Below are 21,281 nucleotides of genomic sequence, written 5' to 3'. Positions count from 1 at the left end.
ATCTATGAAGAAAAATGTTGTTATCACAGCAAGTATAGTTTTATTGTTCATTGTTGTTTTAGCAATAGAGAACGGACCATACTTGACTAGCCCCCGCTCTAATCCGGTAAACCATGGAGCCGTCGTTATCCAAAGCAACCAGTTGCAATCAACAATCAAGCTAAACGGACAATGGTCTTTCTATCCCAATCTTCTAATTCCGGTTGATCAACCGCTTGAAATATACGCTGATAGCCGCATGCTTATGCAGGTTCCCGATAAGTGGAAGGACCACTTCGAGTTTCATAAAGCAGGTCCATTAGTCGGAACCTATCATCTTTCCATAAAGGTTCCAAAGGAAGGACAATACAGCTTGCTTTTTCAGTCGGTCTATTCCTCAAGCAAAATTTTTATTAATGGCATTGAGGTAGGCGGAAAGGGGAATCCCAGTAAGTCTTTTATTGAATTCCAATCGGCAATTGACGATAATTTTACGGTATACAGCCAAAGTCAGCAGGGTGAATTGGATATTTTGGTCCATGTAGCCGGCTATAATCAGTATTCAAAGGCCGGGATTAACTATCCGGTAGAATTCGGCACCAAAGAACAGATTGACCAGTTATATCAACGCAAAAATTGGATATATACCTTAGTTAGCATTGGACACCTCACTTGCGGTGCTGTTTTTCTAATCAGTTATGGTCAAAATCGACGTAGAAAAGAAGAATTATTTTTAGGTCTGACCATGCTGCTGATAAGCTTTTTTCTATCCATAATTAAGCAGAAAATATTCTTTCAAATGTTTCCTATCGTATCGACGGTAAATCAACTGCGTCTTCAATTGGGCGTCATCCCCTTAATACTCATCTGCACCACACTTTTTCTTCATGTCATGTATCCAAAGGTAGTTCAGAGAAAATCGATGTACCTGATGATTACTGAACTATTCGTTTTCTTTTTTATTTATGGTATTTATAACCCGTTAGCTCCGGACAAGAGCGAGGCCAACCAACAAAATATTATTCTTAATCAAATTTTATATATCATTTGGGCGGTTCCCCCTATCATCTACCTGGCAAAAATTATGATTCAAATTATGAGGAAAAAGCTGGAAGGCGCTTCGTATATACTCATTACTTTTGTAGCGAGTTGCTGCTATTCTGCGCTGACCATATTAGATTTTTTTACTGAGATACCTTTAAATTACAGTCCGTTAGTTTTTTTTCTATGCATTCTAGTGAGCTTTGCCTCACTCTTAAACTATCGTGCTAATGCCGCTTTTATCAAGATGCAAGCCGTGTCGGAGGAATTGATCACTCAGGACGGAATGAAAAATAAATTTCTGCTAAAAACGTCACAGGAGTTGCGTACCCCTTTGGAGGGAGTTCTAAATTTGTCCAAATTGCTCATGGAAGGTGCTCAAGGCCCCTTGAAACGCACGCAACAGGAGCAAGTCATTTTAATCCATAATATTACGCAACGTATGGAGCATCTTGTGGATAATCTCTTATTTTCGTCTAGTCACATGTCTGGAGAGTTGCGTATTTCCCGCCGGGCTGTATCAATAAATATTATTAATGACGTTGTAACGGAGATCCGCAATTCAATGACAGACAGCGAACATATCCGCCTAATCGTTGAGATAGATTCCAACGCTCCGCCCATGCTGACGGATGAATTGCGCTTTAAGCAAGTGCTATACAATCTATTGCATAATGCTTTTCAACATACCCGAGCAGGAGAGATCAAGGTTACCGCCTATCCACAGCATCAACAAATGATTATTGAAGTCAGTGATACGGGTATTGGAATTCCTCCTGAGGACGTAGACCATATCTTTGATGCCTTTTATCAAGTGAAGAATAATGATCTCAAGAAAGGCCTGGGATTAGGGTTAAGCATCGTGAAAAATATCGTGCATCAATTGCAAGGTGAGGTTTACGTAAAGAGTATCTTAGGAGAAGGAAGTCTCTTTACGTTCACTATGCCACTGGCCACGGAAGAGATGGTTAGCATTGAAAACTCGCTGGGAATAGACCATGCTTCTGCTTCAGGATCATTACATTTGGACTTGCCCTTTGTTCACGAGGGTAACCAGAGTAAGGTACTGGTTGTAGCAGATCATCACATCAACCTGAAGGTGCTGGCTGATACGCTGCTGTTAAAGGGCTATACCGTTATCGGTGTTGATAACAGTGTGGATGCCATCGACTACATGGCAACTAACCACGTAGACTGCATGGTCATTGATATGATGGTGGGCGATGTGTCCAGCTATGACTTATGTAAGCAAGTACGTTCGCAGTATGATATGTTGGAGCTTCCGATTATTGTGTTGACGACGATTATGCAGCATTCGGATGTAACACTTACTCTGCAATTAGGAGTTAATGATTACTTGCAAAAGCCCGTCACCAGAGATGAGTTCCTGCTGCGTGTCGAATCCTTACTGGCTGTCCGCCAAACTTCCTTGGATGCTATTGAGGTAGAGATGAATTATTTGTATACCCAGGTAGCCCCACACTTTGTCTACAATACTCTCAATAGCATTATTGGTTTGAGCTATAGTGACATGGACCAAACTAGAGAAGCACTATACTCCCTATCCACCTACTTCCGTGCGAAGCTTAATGTTCATTATCGTAATAGCATGGTCTGGATTGAGGAGGAATTGGAGCTTGTACAAGCCTATTTATCTATTGAGAAGATGCGTTTGGGTGAGCGCCTGACCGTTCACTACGACATTGATGAATCTATACAACTCATGATTCCTGCCTTATCCTTGCAGCCCTTGGTGGAGAATGCGATTATTCATGGTCTGTCTAAAAAAAATGAAGGCGGCACAATTAAAATCAGCGTCCGAAGGCAAGAGGCCTTGGTTAAGATTGAGATCTATGATAATGGCGTGGGCATACCTGCCCAGAAGTTGGAACAACTTCTTAATGACGAAGGTACCCGGATTGGCTTCGCGAATCCTCTTAGAAAATTCAAATTGATTAAGCATGCCACGCTGGATGTATACAGTGAAGAAGGACGATATACGAGAATTGTTATCCTGTTACCTGAGGGTGGTCGATGATGAATATCATTATAGTGGACGATGAAAAATTAGCCATTGATGTGTTAAGCATGCTGCTCAAACGACAGGTACAGTTCGACATCCATATTAAGGGTGCTTTTACCAACGCCACAGATGCCCTGTTATTTCTGGCGAAAGAACCTATTGATATCATGTTCCTGGACATAGAGATGGTTGATATGCATGGCCTGCAGGTTGCAAAGCAGCTCTTGAAAAGACAGCCTTCATTACAGATTATATTTGTAACGGCACACGCTCAATTTGCTGTGGATGCCTTTGAGATTGAAGCTACCGATTATCTACTCAAGCCTGTTCCTGAGAAACGGCTCATCAAAGCATTAACTAAATCGCAAAAAAAGTTAGACGATGCTGCTATGCATCAGAAAATAAAGGCTCCCTATATGTACGCACATACTTTGGGTAGTTTCTACCTACTGGATACTAGCCAACAGGTCATTAAATGGCGAACCAAGAAAGTACGTGAATTGTTTATTTATTTGTGGATTCACCAGCAAAAGCCTGTGCTCAACGCGGTGCTAATCGAAGAGCTATGGCCGGAGTTAGAATTGAAGAAGGCTGTTCAAAACCTGCACACTTCAATCTATCAATTAAGAAAACTGCTCAAAGAGAATGGCTGTCCGGATGGGCTTCAATTGATGAATACACATTATCAACTGAAGCTGGAGATCAGGAGCGATTATGAAGTGCTAAATCAGTTATTGAGGCAAGACAAGCACACAGATGAATCTATTCAACAGCTTCTCGATTGTTATGAAGATGACTTTCTTGCTGATGCCGAATATCCATGGGCGATTCAAATTCAGACTCATCTAAAAGAAAAGGTCATCCAAACGCTTCAACAATACATTACAAACAATGGTTCAGTTAATGCAGGATTATACTATAGTTGTCTGCAAAAGTTGCTTGATTTAGATGAATACAACGAGTATTATATGGGCCTGCTCTTAGAGGTATTCATTCAGCAAGATAACAAACAAAAGTGTACAGAATATTTCAAATCGATTGAAGCAAAGCTGGCAGAAATTGAAATGCCTGTTCCTGCAAAAATCCAGGCTAGGTTCAAAGATTACATGCTTAAACCATGATAAGGAGCGCCTAGTCCCGAATAAGACTGGCGCTCCTTCTATCTCTAGTTAGCATTGCCTCGCTTGGGCAGCAGCTTAACGTACTCGTCGGAGAGACGCATTAGCTCCGTAATATATTCGTAGTCACTGCGATAAGACTCCAGATCCGTCACCGGCTGTAAGGAATCCAGCGAGACGGCCGAGCCATCATCAAAGCCCGCCCCCGGCACGAATATCACCTCATCGTTGAAGAACGAGCCGGTCGGCAGGTAGTAACGCATCCCGATCACATTGCGGTCAACGCTCAACAAGTCCTGGCCCAGTGCGACAAAGCCCTCATCCTTCAGCGATATCCCTAGCAAGCCGGTGATCGTCGGTAAAATATCCACCTGCCCTCCGGTACGGGGCGATACTTCGCCCATCGTTTGACCGGGAACATGAATAAGCAAGGGGATATTGAAACGGCTAATTCGTTCATCGTAAGCGACCCCGAGCTTCTCCTGAATCTCCGCAGCGGGTACATCCTTCTCCTGCAAGCCGAAATGATCCCCGTAGAACACCAGCATGGTGTTCTCCCACATCCCAGCCTCCTTCAAACGTTCAATCAACGTACCAATCGCATAGTCCGTATAATTGATGGCCGTGATGTAGTTGCCGAGCATCGTTCCCTCCAGATCAGCAGGGAGCTTGATATGGCGTTGATCCTCGGGAACGATAAACGGATTATGGCTTGATGTCGTGACAAACTGGGCGTAAAAAGGCTTGGACTGGGCCTTAAGCTCAGCCAGCTTCTCTATACCCACCCGATACATTTCCTCGTCTGAGGCTCCGAAATCATTGAAATGATCATTGGTATAAGACGGCTTGTCGTAATACTGATCGAAGTTCAGCGCCGGATACAAGCGATTGCGATCCCAGAAAGTCACATCGTTGATATGAAATGTATTCGCCGCATAGCCGTGAGCCTGCAGCAGCCGTGGCAGGCTGGGAAGCTCACGGTCGCCGAAGCTGGTCGACATCGCTGCGGTCGCTGTTGGATAGATTGATGTATTTGACATAAACTCGGCATCTGACGTATTGCCCGGACCGATCTGCTGATAGACCTGTGGGAAGTAAACTCCTTCCTGAGCCAACTGGTTCAGAACAGGCGTCACCTCCTGGCCATCTACTTGCAAATGAATCGGGAAGTTCTGGAACGACTCCATCTGGATAACGATAACGTTCATCCCCTCTGCCACGCCGAAATAGGGCGAGCCCTGCCCCGGCGTCGACTGGTAAGGGTAACTGTTTTGCAATTGCTGAATCTTGAGAACGGTCTCCTGAAGATTACCCTCAGCAATCAGACGCTCTTCTTCCTGATTACGAATGGCCGCATCTACCTGGAAGTTGAAGAAGCCGACATTTTCCGCACGCACCAGTTCGTTGTCGATCGCCTTGCCGGTACGAATATACAGGCTGGATAACAGCAGGCAGACCACCATAACGGACAAAATCGCAACCTTCCGCCACAAGCCCCTCCGCGGCCGGTCTGTCCGGAAGCTTAAGCCCTGCACGGAACGCAGTCCGACGACCCGATCCCCCTGGCCACGACGCTGAAGCCCCTGCACAATTCTTATGCCCACCAAGACCGGCAGATCCACAAAGTAAAGGAACTGCTCGGGCCGCAGCAAGGAAGCTACGCTGGCCTTGACCTCGGGCACCTGATTAATCCCGCTTAACACGGCATAGGTCGGGACGGTCCCGAAGTAGGCAAAATATACCGTGGCCGCGAAGAAGACCATAGACATCATTAGATTGAAGGCGAAATACACGCCCCATTTGCCTCGTACCGGTGTCACCAGTTCTATCAGACATAACAACGCTACTACCGACAACCACTCCGCGGGCAGTCCCTGAACGGCAATGCCACCATAAAAGAAGGTTCGTAGCAATAACAACTTCGCACCCAGCAGCACGAAGGTTTCTATAAATTTATATCGGTTGTTCGTAATCATGTTCCCCATCTCATTTCTCTGTATTTCCCGTGTTTTACAAACTTCATGATTTTCTATTTGTTTATTATAGCACGGTAAAATTCAGAGTTCATTTAGGGGGAAACCCAGGCGTACCGCGGTAAGTCAAGTCAACGCAGTACCCACCACACTTTTTTAGACGAAATCAGCCATGGAACGAACGTTCAGCTTCCCGGGATGCCCGATCACAAAGGCCTCCTGGCTGTCTGCTCCTCCACGTCGCCGGAATTCAACGGTCACTGGAACACCTGGCATCAGATCAAAATAGTTATCTGAGAAGATGCCTTCTTCTTCGGCGGATATCCAGACCTGACGCGCCAACACATCGCTGGACAAGGTATAGCGGCTGCCTTGGCTCCCCGGCTCCTCCTGCACAGAGATGGAAGCAGGACATATCGGCTGCTCCTTGGCGGTTACGAAGTAATGCGGCTTGCTATCCAGCACGATCCCGGCCACTTCCAATACGGAATAGAGCACCACCTGATGCGGATCGCAGCCTGCCAGCCATACTTCTCGGTCCAACGCCGCCACCTCGGTGACAGCATCGGCTCCGATGACTACATCCACCGTATCCGCCTTCAGCAATCCACCACGTATGTCATAGAGCGATAACCGAAGCGTTCCTTGCAGCGGCTCCCGAAGATCGGATACTACTTGCATCGTAACGGGTCCACCTTCGGATTCACGAATCGCCAGCATGACCTCGCGGAAGCTGCGGCGAACGGTATATTGCAGCGCCTTCCAGCGTCCGTAGTAATCCATGCCCGCCCAGGAGGCTACCGGCCAGCAGTCATTCATTTGCCAATATAAGGTGCCCATGCAGTAAGGCTTATTCCGCCGGTGCGCTTCAATTGCCGTCCTGATGGCTTCGGCCTGAAGCACCTGGCTCATGTAAAGGAAAGATTTAAAATCCTTGGGCGTCGGCAAATACAGATCCATATATTCCTTGATCAACTGATTGCCACGCGCATTCTTCTGGTGGGCCAGCATAATCTCAGATTCCAACGCTAATTCGCTTTCGGGCGCGTATTTCATCACGGTGTCCAGCTCCGGGAAGGATTGGAAGCCGTATTCGCTCATGAACCGTCCGATCCGTATGTCATAGTTCGAGAACGGCTCTACCGAATGCCATACTCCCCAATAATGGACATCTCCTTCTCCCGAAGGCTGGTAAGCATGCTGCTCGCTATCTCCAGTCAAACGACGTAATGGAGACGATGGCCAATAATCGACCCCATCTGCCAGCCGCTGCACCGCCTCAGGGAGAACGTTGTGGAACACCGCTTCATAGTCGGACCAGAGCTGCTCCCGCTGCTCCTGCGTGTAATCCTGCTTCCAGCCCCAGCCGACATTCTCAATATAATGAGCCCAAGCAGAATCGATCTCATTATTGCCGCACCACAAGGCCAGAGACGGGTGGCGACGCAAGCGCTTGATGTTGTACTCCGCCTCCAGGGCAACACTGCCGAGAAAAGCTTCGTCTCCCGGATACATGCTGCATGCGAACATGAAGTCCTGCCATACGAGCAGACCGTACTCATCGCACAGGTCGTAAAAGATTTCTTCTTCATAAAATCCGCCGCCCCACACCCGCAGCATGTTCATCCCGCTTTCGGCTGCCGATGCAATCTCATGGCGGTAGCGTTCGGCGGTCACCTCCGTAATGAAGCTATCATTCGGAATATGGTTGGCCCCCTTGGCGAAGACCGGAACACCGTTTAGCTCGAAATGGAAGGAGGCCCCAGCTTCATCCTTCTCCCGAACCAGCTTGATCGTACGCAATCCCGTCTTCACCTTGGCGGACGTAGCAACAGCTTGATCCTGACCCAGCAATTCGGCCTGGAAGCTATACATCGCTTGCTTGCCCAGCCCCCGGCACCACCATAATTCAGGCTGCTCGATGGCCGCACTGAGCGTGACCTCCTGCGTTCCCGCAGCAAGAACAACCTTACGTTCCCAGATCAACTTGCCTGTAGTCAACCGCAGTGTTCCCTGCCAGTTCTCCTCGGCTTCTACCTCCAGCACAGCGGTCAATCCTGCCAGAGAAGCATCTACCCGATCCTGACGAATGTGGAAATCTCGGATAACCGGACCTTCCCACGCCTCAATACGTGCCTCACGCCAGATCCCGCTGGTGACAAAGCGCGGACCCCAATCCCAGCCATAGTGATACGGCGCTTTGCGAGCGAAAATGCTGACTCGCTGTTCCCCCAGCCCACCAAGCTCGGATTGGTCATTGGATGCCGGAAGAGCATACCCCAGCCGCTCAAGCTTTGGCAAATCCTCCTGAATCGGAGAACGGAAGTGGACTTGCAGCGTATTGGCTCCCGGTTGCAGCAGCGGCTTGACCTCTACGCGCCAGGCGCGGAACATATTGTCCGCGGACAATACATGTACACCATTCATCGATATGTCAGCATAAGTATCCAGGCCATCAAATACCAGCTCGACCCGCGGCATGGCAGACCAGGCCGGATTATACTCAAACGTCGTTTCATATACCCAATCCTTCTTGTCAATCCACTGTAAATCATGCTCATTCGTTCCATAGAACGGGTCAGGAATCAGGCCATGATGCAGCAAATCAGTATGAACTGTGCCAGGTACCTTGGCCGGGTTCCATTTCGTCTCATCAGATGCTCTAAATCTCCAGTCAGTCAGCAAATAGCGGTGGTTGGTCATAAGTCCTCCATCTCTGTTGATTAAGATATGATTCATTATAGAACACATCCGTTAGTTTTTGTTATAATTTTGTTATTACTTTTCAGAAAACAAATTACAAATTCATAAAGAAGGCAAGGCGAGACAATAAATGACATTTCAGTCCATTTCTATGTGCAGGATAAGGCGATAAACTATAAATGTAAGCGCTAACAAACATTTATGATAAGGGGTGACACGGTTTGAACAAGAAGGCTCTGATTGCGTTTGTTTGCAGTTTTGCACTAACTGCCGTGCTGGCAGGCTGCGGCGGAGGAAGCAATAGCCCAGGCAACAATGACACTGCCGCTAACAACAGCAATACCAGCAGCAACGGCGCTGCCACCGGGCAAGATTCAGATGGAGATGCAGCCGGCAAGCCAAGCGGCAAGGTCACGTTCCTGACGAACCGGACAGATATGATCGGTAAGGAGTATGACGAATACATCAAGCGCTTCAACGAAGAATACCCTGATATCCAGATCGAATTTGAGGCCAGCCAAACCGACTATAATCAGCAAGCGAAAGTGCGCATGGCTAGCGGAGAGCTGCCTGATCTGATGTTCGTGCCGGACATTCCTAACTCCGATCTGCCAAAGTATTTTGCACCGCTTGACGATCTGAGCCTCAGTGCAGAGATTACCTTTAAGGACTTTAAGGCCTATGAAGGCAAGCTCTACGGCATCACGACGGGCAATTCCACCTCCGGTATTGTTTACAACAAGCAAGCCTTTGCCGACGCCGGCATCACAGAGCTGCCGAAGACTTGGGATGAATTCCTCGCGGCCTGTGAGAAGCTGAAGCAACAGGGCGTCATCCCGTTATCCTCCAACTTCAAGGACAAATGGCCGCTTGGCAGTTGGGTGTACGATATGCCTCGGGTCATTGAGAATAACAAAGACTTCTCCAATGAAATCATTAATACGGATACTCCATTTACGATGGATAACGGCTACGGCAAAGCGATGTCCCTGCTCAAAGAGCTGGCTGATCAGGGCTATCTGGAGAAGGACATCAACTCTACCAACTGGGAGCAGTCGAAGAAAGACCTGGCGAACGGCAAAATGGCCATGTATTTTCTCGGCAACTGGGTCATTAATCAGGTTATCGGCGTAGGCGCGGAATCGGATAATATCGGCTTCTTCCCGCTTCCCTTCGATAATTCCGGAGATGTGCGGGCCGCCTTCAACCCCGACTTCTTCTATGCCGTCAATAAAGACAGCAAGAATCTGGATGCCACAAAGGCCTTCCTGAAATGGATGCTGGAGGATTCAGGTTATGAAGATTTTGCCGGATTCATCTCGCCGCTTGCGGGCCGTGAATCCAAGCTGACCCAATTGGCTGAATTCCAGGCCACCGGCGTAGACCTCCAAGAGGGCGTGCCGGATGATACGAAGGTAATTGAAATTCGCAACAAGGCACAAATCGACCTCCCTGCCATTGCACAGGAATTTGTACTGGCCAAAGACCCGCAAACTGTACTCGATAAATGGAACAAAGCCTGGGCCAAGGCCAAGGGTGAGCTAGGCTACTAAAATGTATTGCTGCTGGAGGGCGTGCTAACAAGATGTGACTGAGAGCTTGAGAACAGCAAGCACGCCCTGGCAAGCAGCTAAGGAACAAAATGGGTTATCGCCCCGTCGATAATCCATTTTGTAGAAAAGAGGGAATCACATGTTTGGAACCCTGTCCTACAAGATGCAGAAGAATTGGATCATCATCTCCTTCCTGTTGGTGCCACTTACCCTGCTTCTGCTATTCACCTATTATCCCGCCGCCAAGCTGGTCATGTTCAGCTTCACCGACTGGGACGGGTATAGTCCGGAGAAGCCCTGGGTCGGCCTCGCTAATTACAAAGAGGTGTTCTCCAATCCAGATATCTTCGGCGTGTTCACCCACAACTTTGCTTATTTTGTCATGGGCATTCTGCAAAATATCATCGCGATCTATTTCGCGGTCATTCTGAACGGCCGCCTGCGCGGGCGTAATGGCTTTCGGCTACTGCTGTTCCTGCCCTACATTATGAATGCTGTAGCGGTGGCCTTTATGTTCGGCTACGTGTTCGACACTACCCAAGGTTCGCTCAATCTATTCCTGCAAAGTCTCGGCCTGAACAAGCTCGGCGAGACCAGTTGGCTGGGAACAGCCGGGCTCGTGAACTATTCGCTGGCTTCCACCGGCCTGTGGCGGTTCATGGGCTATAACATGGTCATCTATATTGCCGCGCTGCAAGCCATACCGAAGGATATCTACGAAGCTGCTCGTATCGACGGAGCAAATGGCCCGCAAACCTTCTGGCGCATCACCTTGCCAAATATGAAGCCGGTCATTCAACTGAACCTGTTCCTTACCGTGACGGGGGCGCTGGAAGTCTTCGACCTGCCGTTCGTGTTGACCAAGGGCGGACCCGCCGGGGCAAGTCAGACCTACGTTCAGCGGGTCATCGACACAGCCTTTGCTTATAGTCATTACGGGCTGGCCTCGGCTATGAGCATTATTTTGCTGCTGTTTGTCATTGCCGTCGTAGGTCTGCAACAATTCGTACTTAGCCGGGGAGGGAACAATAAATGAAAACACGCCAGCTTTCACTGATGGATGGCCTGAAATACCTGACCCTGCTGATGGGTGTATTCGTCGTACTCTTCCCTCCTTATGTCGTCATTGTTAACTCATTCAAATCGGGTGAGGAATTCAACACCGCAAGTACCATGGCGCTGCCTAGAAGCTTCTTCAACTTCGAAAATTTCCGCATCGTGTTCGAACGAGGTGGGTTACTCAGCGGATTTGGCAATACCTTGATCATTATCTGCGTCTCTCTCCTGTTCAACATCCTGTTCGGCACAATGGTGGCTTACGTGCTGGGGCGCTTCTCTTTCAAACTGAAAAAAGTGGTGTTCGCCCTCTATCTGTTCGCTACGGTCATTCCCAGTATCACCACTCAGGTCGCCACCTTCGGTGTAATCAAATCGCTGGGCCTTTACAACACACTTGGCGCGCCCATCATCTTGTATATCGGGGCCGATGTCATTCAGATCATCCTGTATCTGCAATTCATTCGCAACATTCCCGTCGATCTCGACGAGAACGCTATGGTGGAAGGTGCATCATTGTTCCGCATTTATCGCTCGATTATTTTCCCGCTCCTGACACCCGCAACGGCCACCTTGATTATTTTGAAAACGATCAGCATCTATAATGACATGTACACGCCGTATCTCTATATGCCCAAGCAAAGTCTGGGCGTCGTGACTACGGTACTCATGCGCTTCCAAGGGGTCAACGTGGCGGATTGGAACCTGATCAGTGCGGCTATTTTGTTAATTCTGCTGCCTACCGTCATCCTCTATTTCTTCTTGCAGAAGTATATCTTTGAGGGTGTCACCAGCGGGGCTGTAAAATGAAGCTCTGGCGAAAATTGTGGCTACCCTTTGCCAACCTGTCGATGCAGAAGAAGCTGGTCATTATTTTCGTCTTCCTGATCTCGTTGCCCATCACCTATTTCAGCTATAGCTCCTATCGGTCCAGCTTTGAACTGGTGCTGGGCAGCACGACGGATGCCGCCAATCTGATGACGGACAATGCCATGGATAAGGTAGACCGGTACATTGCCGACCTCAAGCGCTATACCCTGCTCCCGCTGTATAATAAAGATGTGCAGAAATATCTGGATCAGCAAGGAACCGATTGGGATAAAAATACGACGATGGATATGTTCCTGATGTACGTGAACAACACCAAGGAAGAGATTCTGTCCACCTATCTGGTGGATCGTTATGATACCGTCTTCTATTACCGCAGGTCCGGCATCAACGTGTTGTACCCGGAGACTCGCATTGCACAGTGGAAGAACATGACCCGGCAGTCCGGCTCTGCGCCCGTGCTGTCGGGCACACACCTGATTCGCGCTAATGATACGGAACAACGTCAGGTGTTTACGGTCGTCCGCTCCGTCCAGTCCACCAGCACACTCAGGCATATCGGCCTGATCGCCATCGATGTTGACAGCAAGTTGTTGGAAGATATTGTTGCTCCACTGGGAGCCGTTACCCATGGCGATGCCCTGATTATCGACGAGGAGGGCGATGTCGTGTATAGCAGCGCTCCCTCCCGGTGGGTGGGCAATCTGAGCGCAAGCCCCTGGCTCACCGGAGCCACCGGGGAACGGGGCAGCTTTGAGCTGGATATAGACGGGGTTCCCTACATCGCCGTGTACACCGCATCAATACATACTGGCTGGAAGACGCTGGTCTATATCCCCTCAACTGAGCTGCTGGCACCCATGAAGCAGAACCGCGACAAGCTGATGATTACGTCGTTGTCGATTATATTGCTCGGCCTGCTGGTGTCCATCATCCTGTCCTACGCGCTGACCAAGCCGCTCAAGGCCACCGTCCAGTTGATGAAGCAAGTGCAACGCGGCAAGCTGGATGTCGCGGTTCAAGTTAAATATAATGACGAAATTGGTATGCTGGGCAGTCACTTCAATCGCATGATCTCCCGCATCAGAGAGTTGCTTGAAGAGGTAGCCCTAACAGAAAAAAGCAAACAACAGGCGGATATGCTGGCCCTGCAAAACCAGATCAATCCGCATTTTATATACAATACGCTGGAATCAATTCGTATGCTGGCCGAACTGAACGATGATGATCAGGTGGCCGACTTAACCTATCTGCTGGGCCTCCTGCTGCGGTACAGCATCACTCGCAGCGCCGACGAGCGCTCCACCATCGGCCAGGAAATTGACCATGTTCGCAATTATTTACTGCTGCTCCAGATTCGGTTCCCTGGCAAATTCAACTTCAATTTCGATATCCCGGTCGACTTCGCTCCCCTGTCTATTATCAAGCTGGTGTTCCAGCCCATCGTGGAGAACGCCGTCTTCCATGGTCTGGAGAAGCGTGAAGGCTCGGGAACGATCACCATTCACGGCTGGCAAGAGCATCGAGATGCCGTCTTCACCATTCATGATGATGGCATTGGAATGACGACGGAACGACTGGAAGCCCTGCATCACAGCCTCAAGGATGGGAAAACGGACAAATTCGGCATCGGCTTGCGCAATGTTCATGAACGAATTCGTCTTCACTACGGACCTCGTTCACGTCTGACGGTCAGCAGCAGGCCAGGGGAAGGCACCACCGTGACGCTACGAATCGCTGATTTGTTCAACTTGAATAGTTAGCCTTGAAAAGGAGGGATTCCCCTTGCTACATATTGCTATCGTGGATGATGAAGCTTCGATTCGGGAGGGCCTGGGGAGAATTGTCGGCAAAGAGAGCGAGCAGTTTGTCGTTACCGGCTTATTCGCCAATGGTCAGGAACTGCTGGACCGCTTACTGCTTCAAGATATCGCAGTGGATGTAGTCATTACCGATATCCGTATGCCGGTAGTCGATGGGCTGGAGCTAATCGGGCAAATCAAGGCCTTATACCAAGATATCCGCTGTCTGCTGATGAGTGGCTTTACCGACTTTGAATACGCCAGACAAGCGCTGCGTTATTCGGCTGTAGATTATTTGCTGAAGCCGATCAATAAGAAGCAGCTATTCACCTTGCTGCACAAGCTGGAGGAGGAGAAGGAAGCTGGCCATCGCCAGGCCCAACGTCTACGGCAAGGGCTGCTGCTCTCCTTTCTCAAGAATGAGCCAGGACTATGCTCGAAGCTGCCAGAGCTAGCGTTGCCGTGTCCCTGTTTTGTCGTATTCGCCTTGAAGGGGGCCGCAATCGAGCCTTTGCAGGATGCGCTGGAACAGCTACCCGGCCATTTGTTCCCGGACTGGGATCTGGTGGAGACCGGGGAGCAAGTAGTTGCTCTTGTTGGTTACGCCATGGATATGCCTGAGGAGAAAGAGTTGCAGGCCTTAGCTGATCAATTACAAGGGATGCGGCTTGGAAGTAGACTGCTCGTTGGAACAAGCCGGGGCTACAGACAGCCCGCCCTGCTGGGCCAGGCCTACCATGAAGCCGTGAACGCCTGTGAGCTTGGTATCTATGACGAAGCCGACTGGAGCTATCACCATTACGGAGCCGCAGATGAGCGTACAGCAGACCATGGGGAAGAAGCAGAAGCTACGGCGTTGTTCGCCCATAGCCGGGAAGCGCTGATTCAGAAGCTGCAGATTCTGGAGCTTTCGCAAATTGAAGCTTGTTTGCAGCACTTGTTCACGTTATCCCGAGAACAGATGCTGTCCCAGAGAACCATTGTTCTTCTAGGCCGCCTTATTCTGGACGCCGCTGCCGCCGAGGTTCAGGAATGGAGCCAATATACCGAGTCATCTGCTTCAAAAAAAATACTAGAAGCGCTGAGCGCCTCCCTTCACTTCAATGAAATGCAGACCCTATTCATTGCCGAGTTCATCGGTATACTAAAAGTCATTCGTAATATTCGTCTGGAGCAAGCCGGAAAATCGGTTGAGACCGTCAAACGCTGGATCGCCAAGCACTACCACGAGCCAGCCGAGCTCAGCCAATTGGCCGGGCTGGTATTCCTCACCCCTACCTATCTGAGCAAGCTGTTCAAGGCGGAGACTGGGATGACCATTACGGATTACTTAATCGAGATAAGGATTAATCACGCCAAGCTTTTATTACGTGAAGCCTGTAGTCTCAAGGTTCACGAGATTGGCAGCAAGGTGGGGTACCCCGATCCCGCTTACTTCAATAAGCTGTTCAAGCGTATGGTTGGTGTCACGCCCAACGAGTATAAGCGAATTTCCCGATAAATCCAGCTCTTCCTTTCACATGCAAAAAAATAATGATATTCCCCTGTGAATCATAGTATGATGATGGCGAAAGTCTATCATCTACGCATTCTTGAAAGGGGTTTCATATGCGGAAAGTCTGGATCATCTATTTGCTGCTCCTTGCCTGCTTCGCCTTCTATGTGCTGGATTACCGCGCGCAAAGCCAGGTCAATGATCAGCGGGCCATGGGCGGCCTGCGAGGGAGCATGGACGAGAAGTATGTCATGGTCACGTTTCAAATGGGCATCGACTACTGGAAGAGTAGCCTGAAAGGCTTTGAAGACGCGGCTCAAGGGCTGAACGTATCTGTGGAATATCGCGGGGCTACCCAGCGGGATGTCCATGAGCAGCGCACCGTTCTGGAGCAGGTCATTGCCAAGAAGCCCGCCGGCATCGCCATATCCGCCATGCATGCGGAGGAGCTGACGGCGACGATCAACAAGGCCGTAGAGGCCGGAATCCCGGTGGTGCTCTTTGATTCCGATGCCCCCGGAAGCCGGGCCTATTCCTTCCTGGGGACCAACAATTATGCAGCCGGGGCCGCCGCAGCCGGGAGGATAGCCGAGCTTACGGGGGGACAAGGGAAGCTTGCTATCATCACCGTGCCGGATCAGCAGAACCATCTGGACCGAACACAGGGATTTGCCGACACAATTGCCGCCAATTTTCCTGACTTGAGCGTTGTTGTCATCAAGAATGGCAAGGGCGACCCTCTCTACTCTCGCCAGGCAGCGGAAGAGATTTTGCAATCCTTCCCGGATGTAGCCGGCATCTTCACTACAGAAGCCAACGGGGGAATTGGCGTCGCCGAGGCGGTGCGCGAATTCAGGCCCGTTGTTGCAGGACCGAAGATCGTCAGCTTCGATACGGACAAGGGAACACTCGACCTGGTCAAGAGCGGAGACATTAACGCTACCATGGCCCAAGGCACCTGGAATATGGGATATTGGGCCATGCAGTTTCTGTTCTCGCTTAACCATAACATGAACGAGAACCGCAATCCGGGCTCCATGCGGGTGCCACAGCAGGTGGATACCGGCATCACTATCGTCACCCGGCAGAATGTGAATGATTATTATGCGAAATAGACGTACGGAACGTCCCTGGGAGCTCCGCCGCTTTCTGCTGAATAACTTGCCAATCCGCTATAAGCTGATCGTTCACTTTCTGCTCATCAGCATCCTCCCCTCTATTGGGCTGGGCCTGCTGACGAACTGGACGGTCGACCGCATTATCGAGCGGCAAATTACAGATACCACCCTGCAACTGATCAGCAAGGTCAATCATTCCCTGGAGACCTATGTGGAGAACTTGCAGAACATGACCTATTTCATATCGTTCAATCCCGAGGTGCGGCGCTTTCTGGAGGGCAAGCCGGGGAGTCCTGAGGAGAATGTACTGACAACAACCGCGGAAGAACGGGCTAGTATAACTGCAAGCTTATCCTCCACCCTCGACTTCAGCGATACGGATACGCCTGAGCAACTGCTGAAGGCAGGCAACGAATACTATGAGATTCGCAAATTTCTGCAGGGCTTCACCACGCTGCATTCCGAGGTAGCCGGGATTATGGTGGTCAACAGCCAGGGCAAGTACATCAGCAATGAAATGTATGCCCGTACAGAAGAGAGCCTGACCCGTGAAAGTTGGTATGCGGAGGCTATCCGGAACAAGGGAATCTTCAAAATCATTGGCCATCCCCATAGCCGCAACGTCACGACACACGTTAATTATCAGGATAGCGAGGTGGTGTCCGCGGTTCGCGCTATCCTCGATCCGGATACCCAGCAAGTCAAGGGCGTCATTCTGATTGATCTCAAGCTTCGTGTCATTGCGGAGACCGCTCAGGATGTACGGCTGGGCAAGACGGGCTACCTGACCGTGGTTGACGGCGAAGGTGAGCTGATCTATGCCCCGCCAGACCCTTATATCGAGCGCATTCCACTGGAGCATCTCGATCCTTCCGGTTCGGGGACCTACTCCGAGCGAATCGGAGGCCGCGACTTCCAATTCGTCTACAGACATGCCACGTTCCCCGACTGGACTACCGTTGGGATCTTTCCTATGGCGGAATCAGCGGCCGAGATGCGGGAAATTCGCTTCTATGTCGTCAGCTTCGTCTTTATCGTTTGCCTGCTGGGGATGACCGCTTCCTTCTACCTGGCCCACTCGATCTCAAGACCAATTGGACAATTGGCCTCCTTCATGCAGAAGGCCCAGTCCGGCGACCTGACGATTCGTCACTGGAGCGACCGCACCGATGAGGTCGGCTTGCTGGGGCGCCAGTTCAATGCCATGCTGCTGCAAATCCATCGGTTGCTCTCCTTGACGGAACTGCAGGAACGGCAAAAACGGGAGGCCGAGCTGCGTAGCCTGCAAGCTCATATCAAGCCGCATTTTCTGTATAACACCCTCGATACAATCCATTGGATGGCTCGCCGCCGTGGGGCTGAGGATATCGCAGAAATGGCCGAATCGCTCTCCAAGCTGTTCCGCATCGGACTCAGCAAGGGGAACGATATCATCCCGCTGAATGATGAAGTGGAGCACATTCGCAGCTATTTGCAAATTCAGCATGTGCGCTATCAGAATAAGCTGGATTATACGTTAAGCATCGACCCGAAGATTCAGGATGTCCATGTCCTCAAGCTGATTCTTCAGCCCATCGTGGAGAATGCCATTTACCATGGCATCAAGGAGCGGCGTGGACCCGGACTTATTACCGTAGATGCCTCCGAAGAAGACGGCATGCTGGTCATGACAATTCGGGATGATGGCAAGGGAATTCCCCCGGATAAGCTTGCCGTCCTGCAGCGGAAGCTGCAAGCGGCCGCTACCGTCAAGGCGGAGGGTCCAGAGCAACCCCCATCTACCCTGGACCCTGAGGACGAGAATCAGCAAGGTTATGGGATGGTTAATGTCCAGGCCCGCATTGCCTTGACCTTTGGCAGTAAATACGGCTTGTCGATTCAAAGTGAAGAAGGCCAAGGGACAACCGTTACCGTACTGCACCCGGTCATTCGGGAGAATCGAAGCTGGATAGGAGGGAACGGTCATGAATGACTTTCACTGGAAGGTGCTGATTGCGGATGATGAGCTCATTATCCGTGAAGGTATTCGGGAGAGTGTCGATTGGGAGAAGTTGCGAATGACGGTGGTGGCCGAGGCAGAGGATGGCGAGGAGGCACTGGAATTGGCGCTGCGCCACGGCGTTCATATCCTGCTCGTCGATCTGAATATGCCCATCATGAACGGCATTGAACTGATGAAGCAGGTTCGCGAGAAGTTGCCGGAAGCGAAGCTCATTATTATTACCGGTCATGATGAGTTCACCTATGCCCAGAAGGCCATCCGCTTGCAGGTCAAGGACTACATTCTCAAGCCCGCCAACCCCGCCCAATTGGAAAAGGTACTGCGGCAGGTTCGCGGCGAGTTGGAGGAAGAAGCGACTAAGCAGCAGCATTTGCAGACGACTTCCCGGCATATCTCGCGCAGCTATCCGCTGCTGCGGGAACGGTTCTGCCAGGAATGGATGGAAGGCGGCTTGACGGAAGCGGAGATTATGGAGCAGTTGCAGTTCCTGAAGCTGCCGGAAGCCAGTCCCGATTGGCTGGGGGTCATTCGCCTGCCTGAGCCCGGCGGCTCTCCCGCTGCGCTGAAGGAGGATGAGCGGCAGCTTTACTGGTTCGCGGTGGAGAATATCGCCGCCGAATGGCTGGGCCCCTATCCCAAGGTAATGTTCCGCGATCCCTTCGGGTTGTTGGTCATTCTCCTTTGGGGGCTAGAAGCGGAGAAGGACTTCCACCGCATTGAAGCTTCGGTACGAACGCATCTGAAGATTGCAGCGGAGGTTCACCTCGCGGAAGGCACCCGCAGCGTCCTGGAGCTGCCGTCTGTCTATCGGGCCAGCAAGGCCATCGTAATGAAGGAGGTCGCGATCTCCCCCCTGGTGCGCAGGGCCAAGCAATATATGCTGGAGCATTTTGCCGATAGCCAGCTTACGCTGGAGGGAATGGCCCAGGCTTTGCAGGCCTCCCCCGCTTATCTGAGCCGGATGATCAAGCAGGAGCTTGGCACAACCTTTGGCAGCTATATCACACAAATCCGCCTTCGCCGGGCCAGCCGGCTGCTCACCTCCACCCTGCTAACCATTGCCCAGATTTCGGAGCAGGTCGGATACGAAACCCAGCATTATTTCAGCACCGCCTTCAAGCGGGCCACCGGCATCTCCCCGATGCAATATCGCAAGGGCGCCTTCGAGAGTGAGCCTGAAGAAGACGAATGAGATGCGGGGCTATCTCATCAGCCCTATCATCCGCTGAACCAAAAACATGTTCTTTCAATTCATCAAACAGGCCTATGCGCAATTGCATAGGTCTCTTTTTCTCCCAACTTGGCCTCATTTCACTCCATTCCCCTCTTCCCCCTCTGAAGCTGTCCTCATACTACCTGACTTATTTCCACTTTTTTGGAAAAGTAAAAATTTTATAAAAAGAGTAGTTTCTATGTAAATACGACCTCCCCCTTCTCTTGCTATACTCCCTAATGAAAACGCATTCATAAAACATGTAGGGGGAATGAGTTTTGAAGAAGTTATTAGCAATCATGCTTACACTGGTGCTTATGCTCAGCCTTGCGGCTTGCGCCGGGGGTAACGGCAGCGGTGCAAGTGAAAAAGGAACCGTCGGCATCGCCATGCCAACCAAATCCTCAGAACGCTGGGTCGGCGACGGCAACAACATGGTCAAGGAATTTCAAGCCTTAGGCTACGACACCGACTTGCAGTACGGAGAAGATGTCATCGAGAATCAGGTATCACAAATCGAGAACATGATTACCAAGGGCGTTAAAATTCTCGTCATTGCTTCCATCGACGGCGGCGCATTGACGGAAGTGCTGCAAAAAGCGCATGACCAAGGCATTCAAGTCATTGCCTATGACCGCCTGATCATGAATAGCGAGTATGTCGACTACTACGCTACCTTCGATAACTTCCAGGTAGGCGTACTGCAAGCCTCCTACATTGAGGAGAAGCTTGGACTCAAGGACGGCAAGGGCCCCTTCAATATCGAATTGTTTGGCGGGTCGCCGGATGACAACAACGCTTATTTCTTCTTCGACGGCGCCATGTCTGTTCTACAGCCGTATATAGATTCCGGCAAGCTGGTCGTTCGGAGCGGACAGACGAAGATGGAGCAGGTTGCTACGCTTCGCTGGGACGGCGCTACAGCCCAGGCAAGGATGGATAATTTATTGAGTGCGCATTACTCGTCAGAGAATGTAGATGCTGTCCTTTCTCCTTATGATGGCATTAGTATCGGCATTCTTTCCTCGCTTAAAGGCGTTGGTTATGGCTCCGGCAGCAAAGCACTACCCATCGTGACTGGACAGGATGCGGAGCTCGCTTCCACAAAATCCATCCTTGCCGGAGAACAAACACAAACGGTGTTTAAGGATACGCGGGAGTTGGCCAAGAAGGCTGTCTCCATGGCTTTGAGCATTTTGGAAGGCTCTGAGGCGGAAGTCAATGATACGGAAACCTATGACAACGGCGTAAAGGTCGTTCCATCCTATCTGCTGGAGCCCCAATCGGTTGATAAGGACAATGTGGAAAGCTTGCTGGTAGAAAGTGAGTTTTACTCCAAAGAAGAACTCGGCCTCTAAGAGAAATCACAAGCATGCC

Annotated in this window: 13 protein-coding genes; 11 read left to right on the top strand and 2 right to left on the bottom strand. The window is 50.4% G+C overall.

Annotation, left to right across the window (positions count from 1 at the left end; genetic code table 11):
* Window positions 1-4 precede the first annotated feature (4 nt).
* On the top strand, window positions 5-3,058 hold the full coding sequence (locus BN3279_RS03375) for a sensor histidine kinase (protein WP_059049237.1): 3,054 nt from the start codon (window positions 5-7) through the stop codon (window positions 3,056-3,058).
* Complete coding sequence (locus BN3279_RS03370) at window positions 3,058-4,164, top strand: response regulator (RefSeq protein ID WP_059049236.1); 1,107 nt, start codon at window positions 3,058-3,060, stop codon at window positions 4,162-4,164. The genes BN3279_RS03375 and BN3279_RS03370 overlap by 1 nt, the downstream gene beginning before the upstream one ends.
* A 44-nt stretch (window positions 4,165-4,208) precedes the next feature.
* Here BN3279_RS03370 and BN3279_RS03365 read toward each other — a convergent pair whose 3' ends face one another.
* Both BN3279_RS03365 and BN3279_RS03360 read right to left on the bottom strand, forming a co-directional pair.
* A complete protein-coding gene (locus BN3279_RS03365) occupies window positions 4,209-6,137 on the bottom strand; it encodes an LTA synthase family protein (RefSeq protein ID WP_059049235.1) in 1,929 nt (642 codons plus the stop codon).
* A gap of 153 nt (window positions 6,138-6,290) precedes the next feature.
* Window positions 6,291-8,837 carry a beta-mannosidase gene (locus tag BN3279_RS03360; RefSeq protein WP_059049234.1) on the bottom strand — a complete coding sequence of 849 codons (2,547 nt, stop codon included), beginning with the start codon at window positions 8,835-8,837 and terminating at the stop codon, window positions 6,291-6,293.
* Between the two features lie 221 nt (window positions 8,838-9,058).
* Between BN3279_RS03360 and BN3279_RS03355 the strand changes: the two genes are divergently transcribed.
* The 9 genes from BN3279_RS03355 (at window position 9,059) to chvE (ending at window position 21,262) form a co-directional block, all read left to right on the top strand.
* The gene (locus BN3279_RS03355) at window positions 9,059-10,390 is read left to right on the top strand and encodes an ABC transporter substrate-binding protein (RefSeq protein ID WP_059049233.1); all 1,332 of its coding nucleotides are present in this window, start codon (window positions 9,059-9,061) and stop codon (window positions 10,388-10,390) included.
* 139 nt (window positions 10,391-10,529) lie between these two features.
* On the top strand, window positions 10,530-11,426 hold the full coding sequence (locus BN3279_RS03350; protein WP_059049232.1) for a carbohydrate ABC transporter permease: 897 nt from the start codon (window positions 10,530-10,532) through the stop codon (window positions 11,424-11,426).
* Window positions 11,423-12,256 carry a carbohydrate ABC transporter permease gene (locus BN3279_RS03345; protein ID WP_059049231.1) on the top strand — a complete coding sequence of 278 codons (834 nt, stop codon included), beginning with the start codon at window positions 11,423-11,425 and terminating at the stop codon, window positions 12,254-12,256. The genes BN3279_RS03350 and BN3279_RS03345 overlap by 4 nt, the downstream gene beginning before the upstream one ends.
* Window positions 12,253-14,037 carry a cache domain-containing sensor histidine kinase gene (locus BN3279_RS03340; RefSeq protein ID WP_059049230.1) on the top strand — a complete coding sequence of 595 codons (1,785 nt, stop codon included), beginning with the start codon at window positions 12,253-12,255 and terminating at the stop codon, window positions 14,035-14,037. The genes BN3279_RS03345 and BN3279_RS03340 overlap by 4 nt, the downstream gene beginning before the upstream one ends.
* 22 nt (window positions 14,038-14,059) lie before the next feature.
* Window positions 14,060-15,577, top strand: a complete 1,518-nt coding sequence (locus tag BN3279_RS03335; RefSeq protein WP_059049229.1) for a response regulator — start codon at window positions 14,060-14,062, stop codon at window positions 15,575-15,577.
* Between the two features lie 107 nt (window positions 15,578-15,684).
* The gene (locus BN3279_RS03330; RefSeq protein ID WP_059049228.1) at window positions 15,685-16,686 is read left to right on the top strand and encodes a substrate-binding domain-containing protein; all 1,002 of its coding nucleotides are present in this window, start codon (window positions 15,685-15,687) and stop codon (window positions 16,684-16,686) included.
* The gene (locus BN3279_RS03325; protein WP_082672911.1) at window positions 16,667-18,661 is read left to right on the top strand and encodes a cache domain-containing sensor histidine kinase; all 1,995 of its coding nucleotides are present in this window, start codon (window positions 16,667-16,669) and stop codon (window positions 18,659-18,661) included. Before BN3279_RS03330 ends, BN3279_RS03325 begins: the two co-directional genes overlap by 20 nt.
* A complete protein-coding gene (locus BN3279_RS03320; protein WP_059049226.1) occupies window positions 18,654-19,883 on the top strand; it encodes a response regulator in 1,230 nt (409 codons plus the stop codon). Before BN3279_RS03325 ends, BN3279_RS03320 begins: the two co-directional genes overlap by 8 nt.
* A 299-nt stretch (window positions 19,884-20,182) precedes the next feature.
* Window positions 20,183-21,262: a multiple monosaccharide ABC transporter substrate-binding protein gene (gene chvE, locus BN3279_RS03315; RefSeq protein WP_059049225.1), complete on the top strand. Its 1,080-nt coding sequence runs from the start codon at window positions 20,183-20,185 to the stop codon at window positions 21,260-21,262.
* The last annotated feature ends 19 nt before the right edge of the window (window positions 21,263-21,281 follow it).

This window comes from Paenibacillus senegalimassiliensis, from assembly GCF_001486585.1.
GTDB lineage: Bacteria > Bacillota > Bacilli > Paenibacillales > Paenibacillaceae > Fontibacillus > Fontibacillus senegalimassiliensis.
This window is presented reverse-complemented; position numbering and strand designations above follow the sequence as displayed.

Bases quoted from the DNA above. Each gene is read 5' to 3' on its own strand.
- BN3279_RS03370 (WP_059049236.1), top strand. From the start codon at position 3,058: ATGAATATCATTATAGTGGACGATGAAAAATTAGCCATTGATGTGTTA.
- BN3279_RS03375 (WP_059049237.1), top strand. From the start codon at position 5: ATGAAGAAAAATGTTGTTATCACAGCAAGTATAGTTTTATTGTTCATT.
- BN3279_RS03345 (WP_059049231.1), top strand. From the start codon at position 11,423: ATGAAAACACGCCAGCTTTCACTGATGGATGGCCTGAAATACCTGACC.
- BN3279_RS03340 (WP_059049230.1), top strand. From the start codon at position 12,253: ATGAAGCTCTGGCGAAAATTGTGGCTACCCTTTGCCAACCTGTCGATG.
- BN3279_RS03350 (WP_059049232.1), top strand. From the start codon at position 10,530: ATGTTTGGAACCCTGTCCTACAAGATGCAGAAGAATTGGATCATCATC.
- BN3279_RS03365 (WP_059049235.1), bottom strand. From the start codon at position 6,137: ATGATTACGAACAACCGATATAAATTTATAGAAACCTTCGTGCTGCTG.
- BN3279_RS03325 (WP_082672911.1), top strand. From the start codon at position 16,667: ATGATTATTATGCGAAATAGACGTACGGAACGTCCCTGGGAGCTCCGC.
- BN3279_RS03330 (WP_059049228.1), top strand. From the start codon at position 15,685: ATGCGGAAAGTCTGGATCATCTATTTGCTGCTCCTTGCCTGCTTCGCC.
- BN3279_RS03320 (WP_059049226.1), top strand. From the start codon at position 18,654: ATGAATGACTTTCACTGGAAGGTGCTGATTGCGGATGATGAGCTCATT.
- BN3279_RS03360 (WP_059049234.1), bottom strand. From the start codon at position 8,837: ATGACCAACCACCGCTATTTGCTGACTGACTGGAGATTTAGAGCATCT.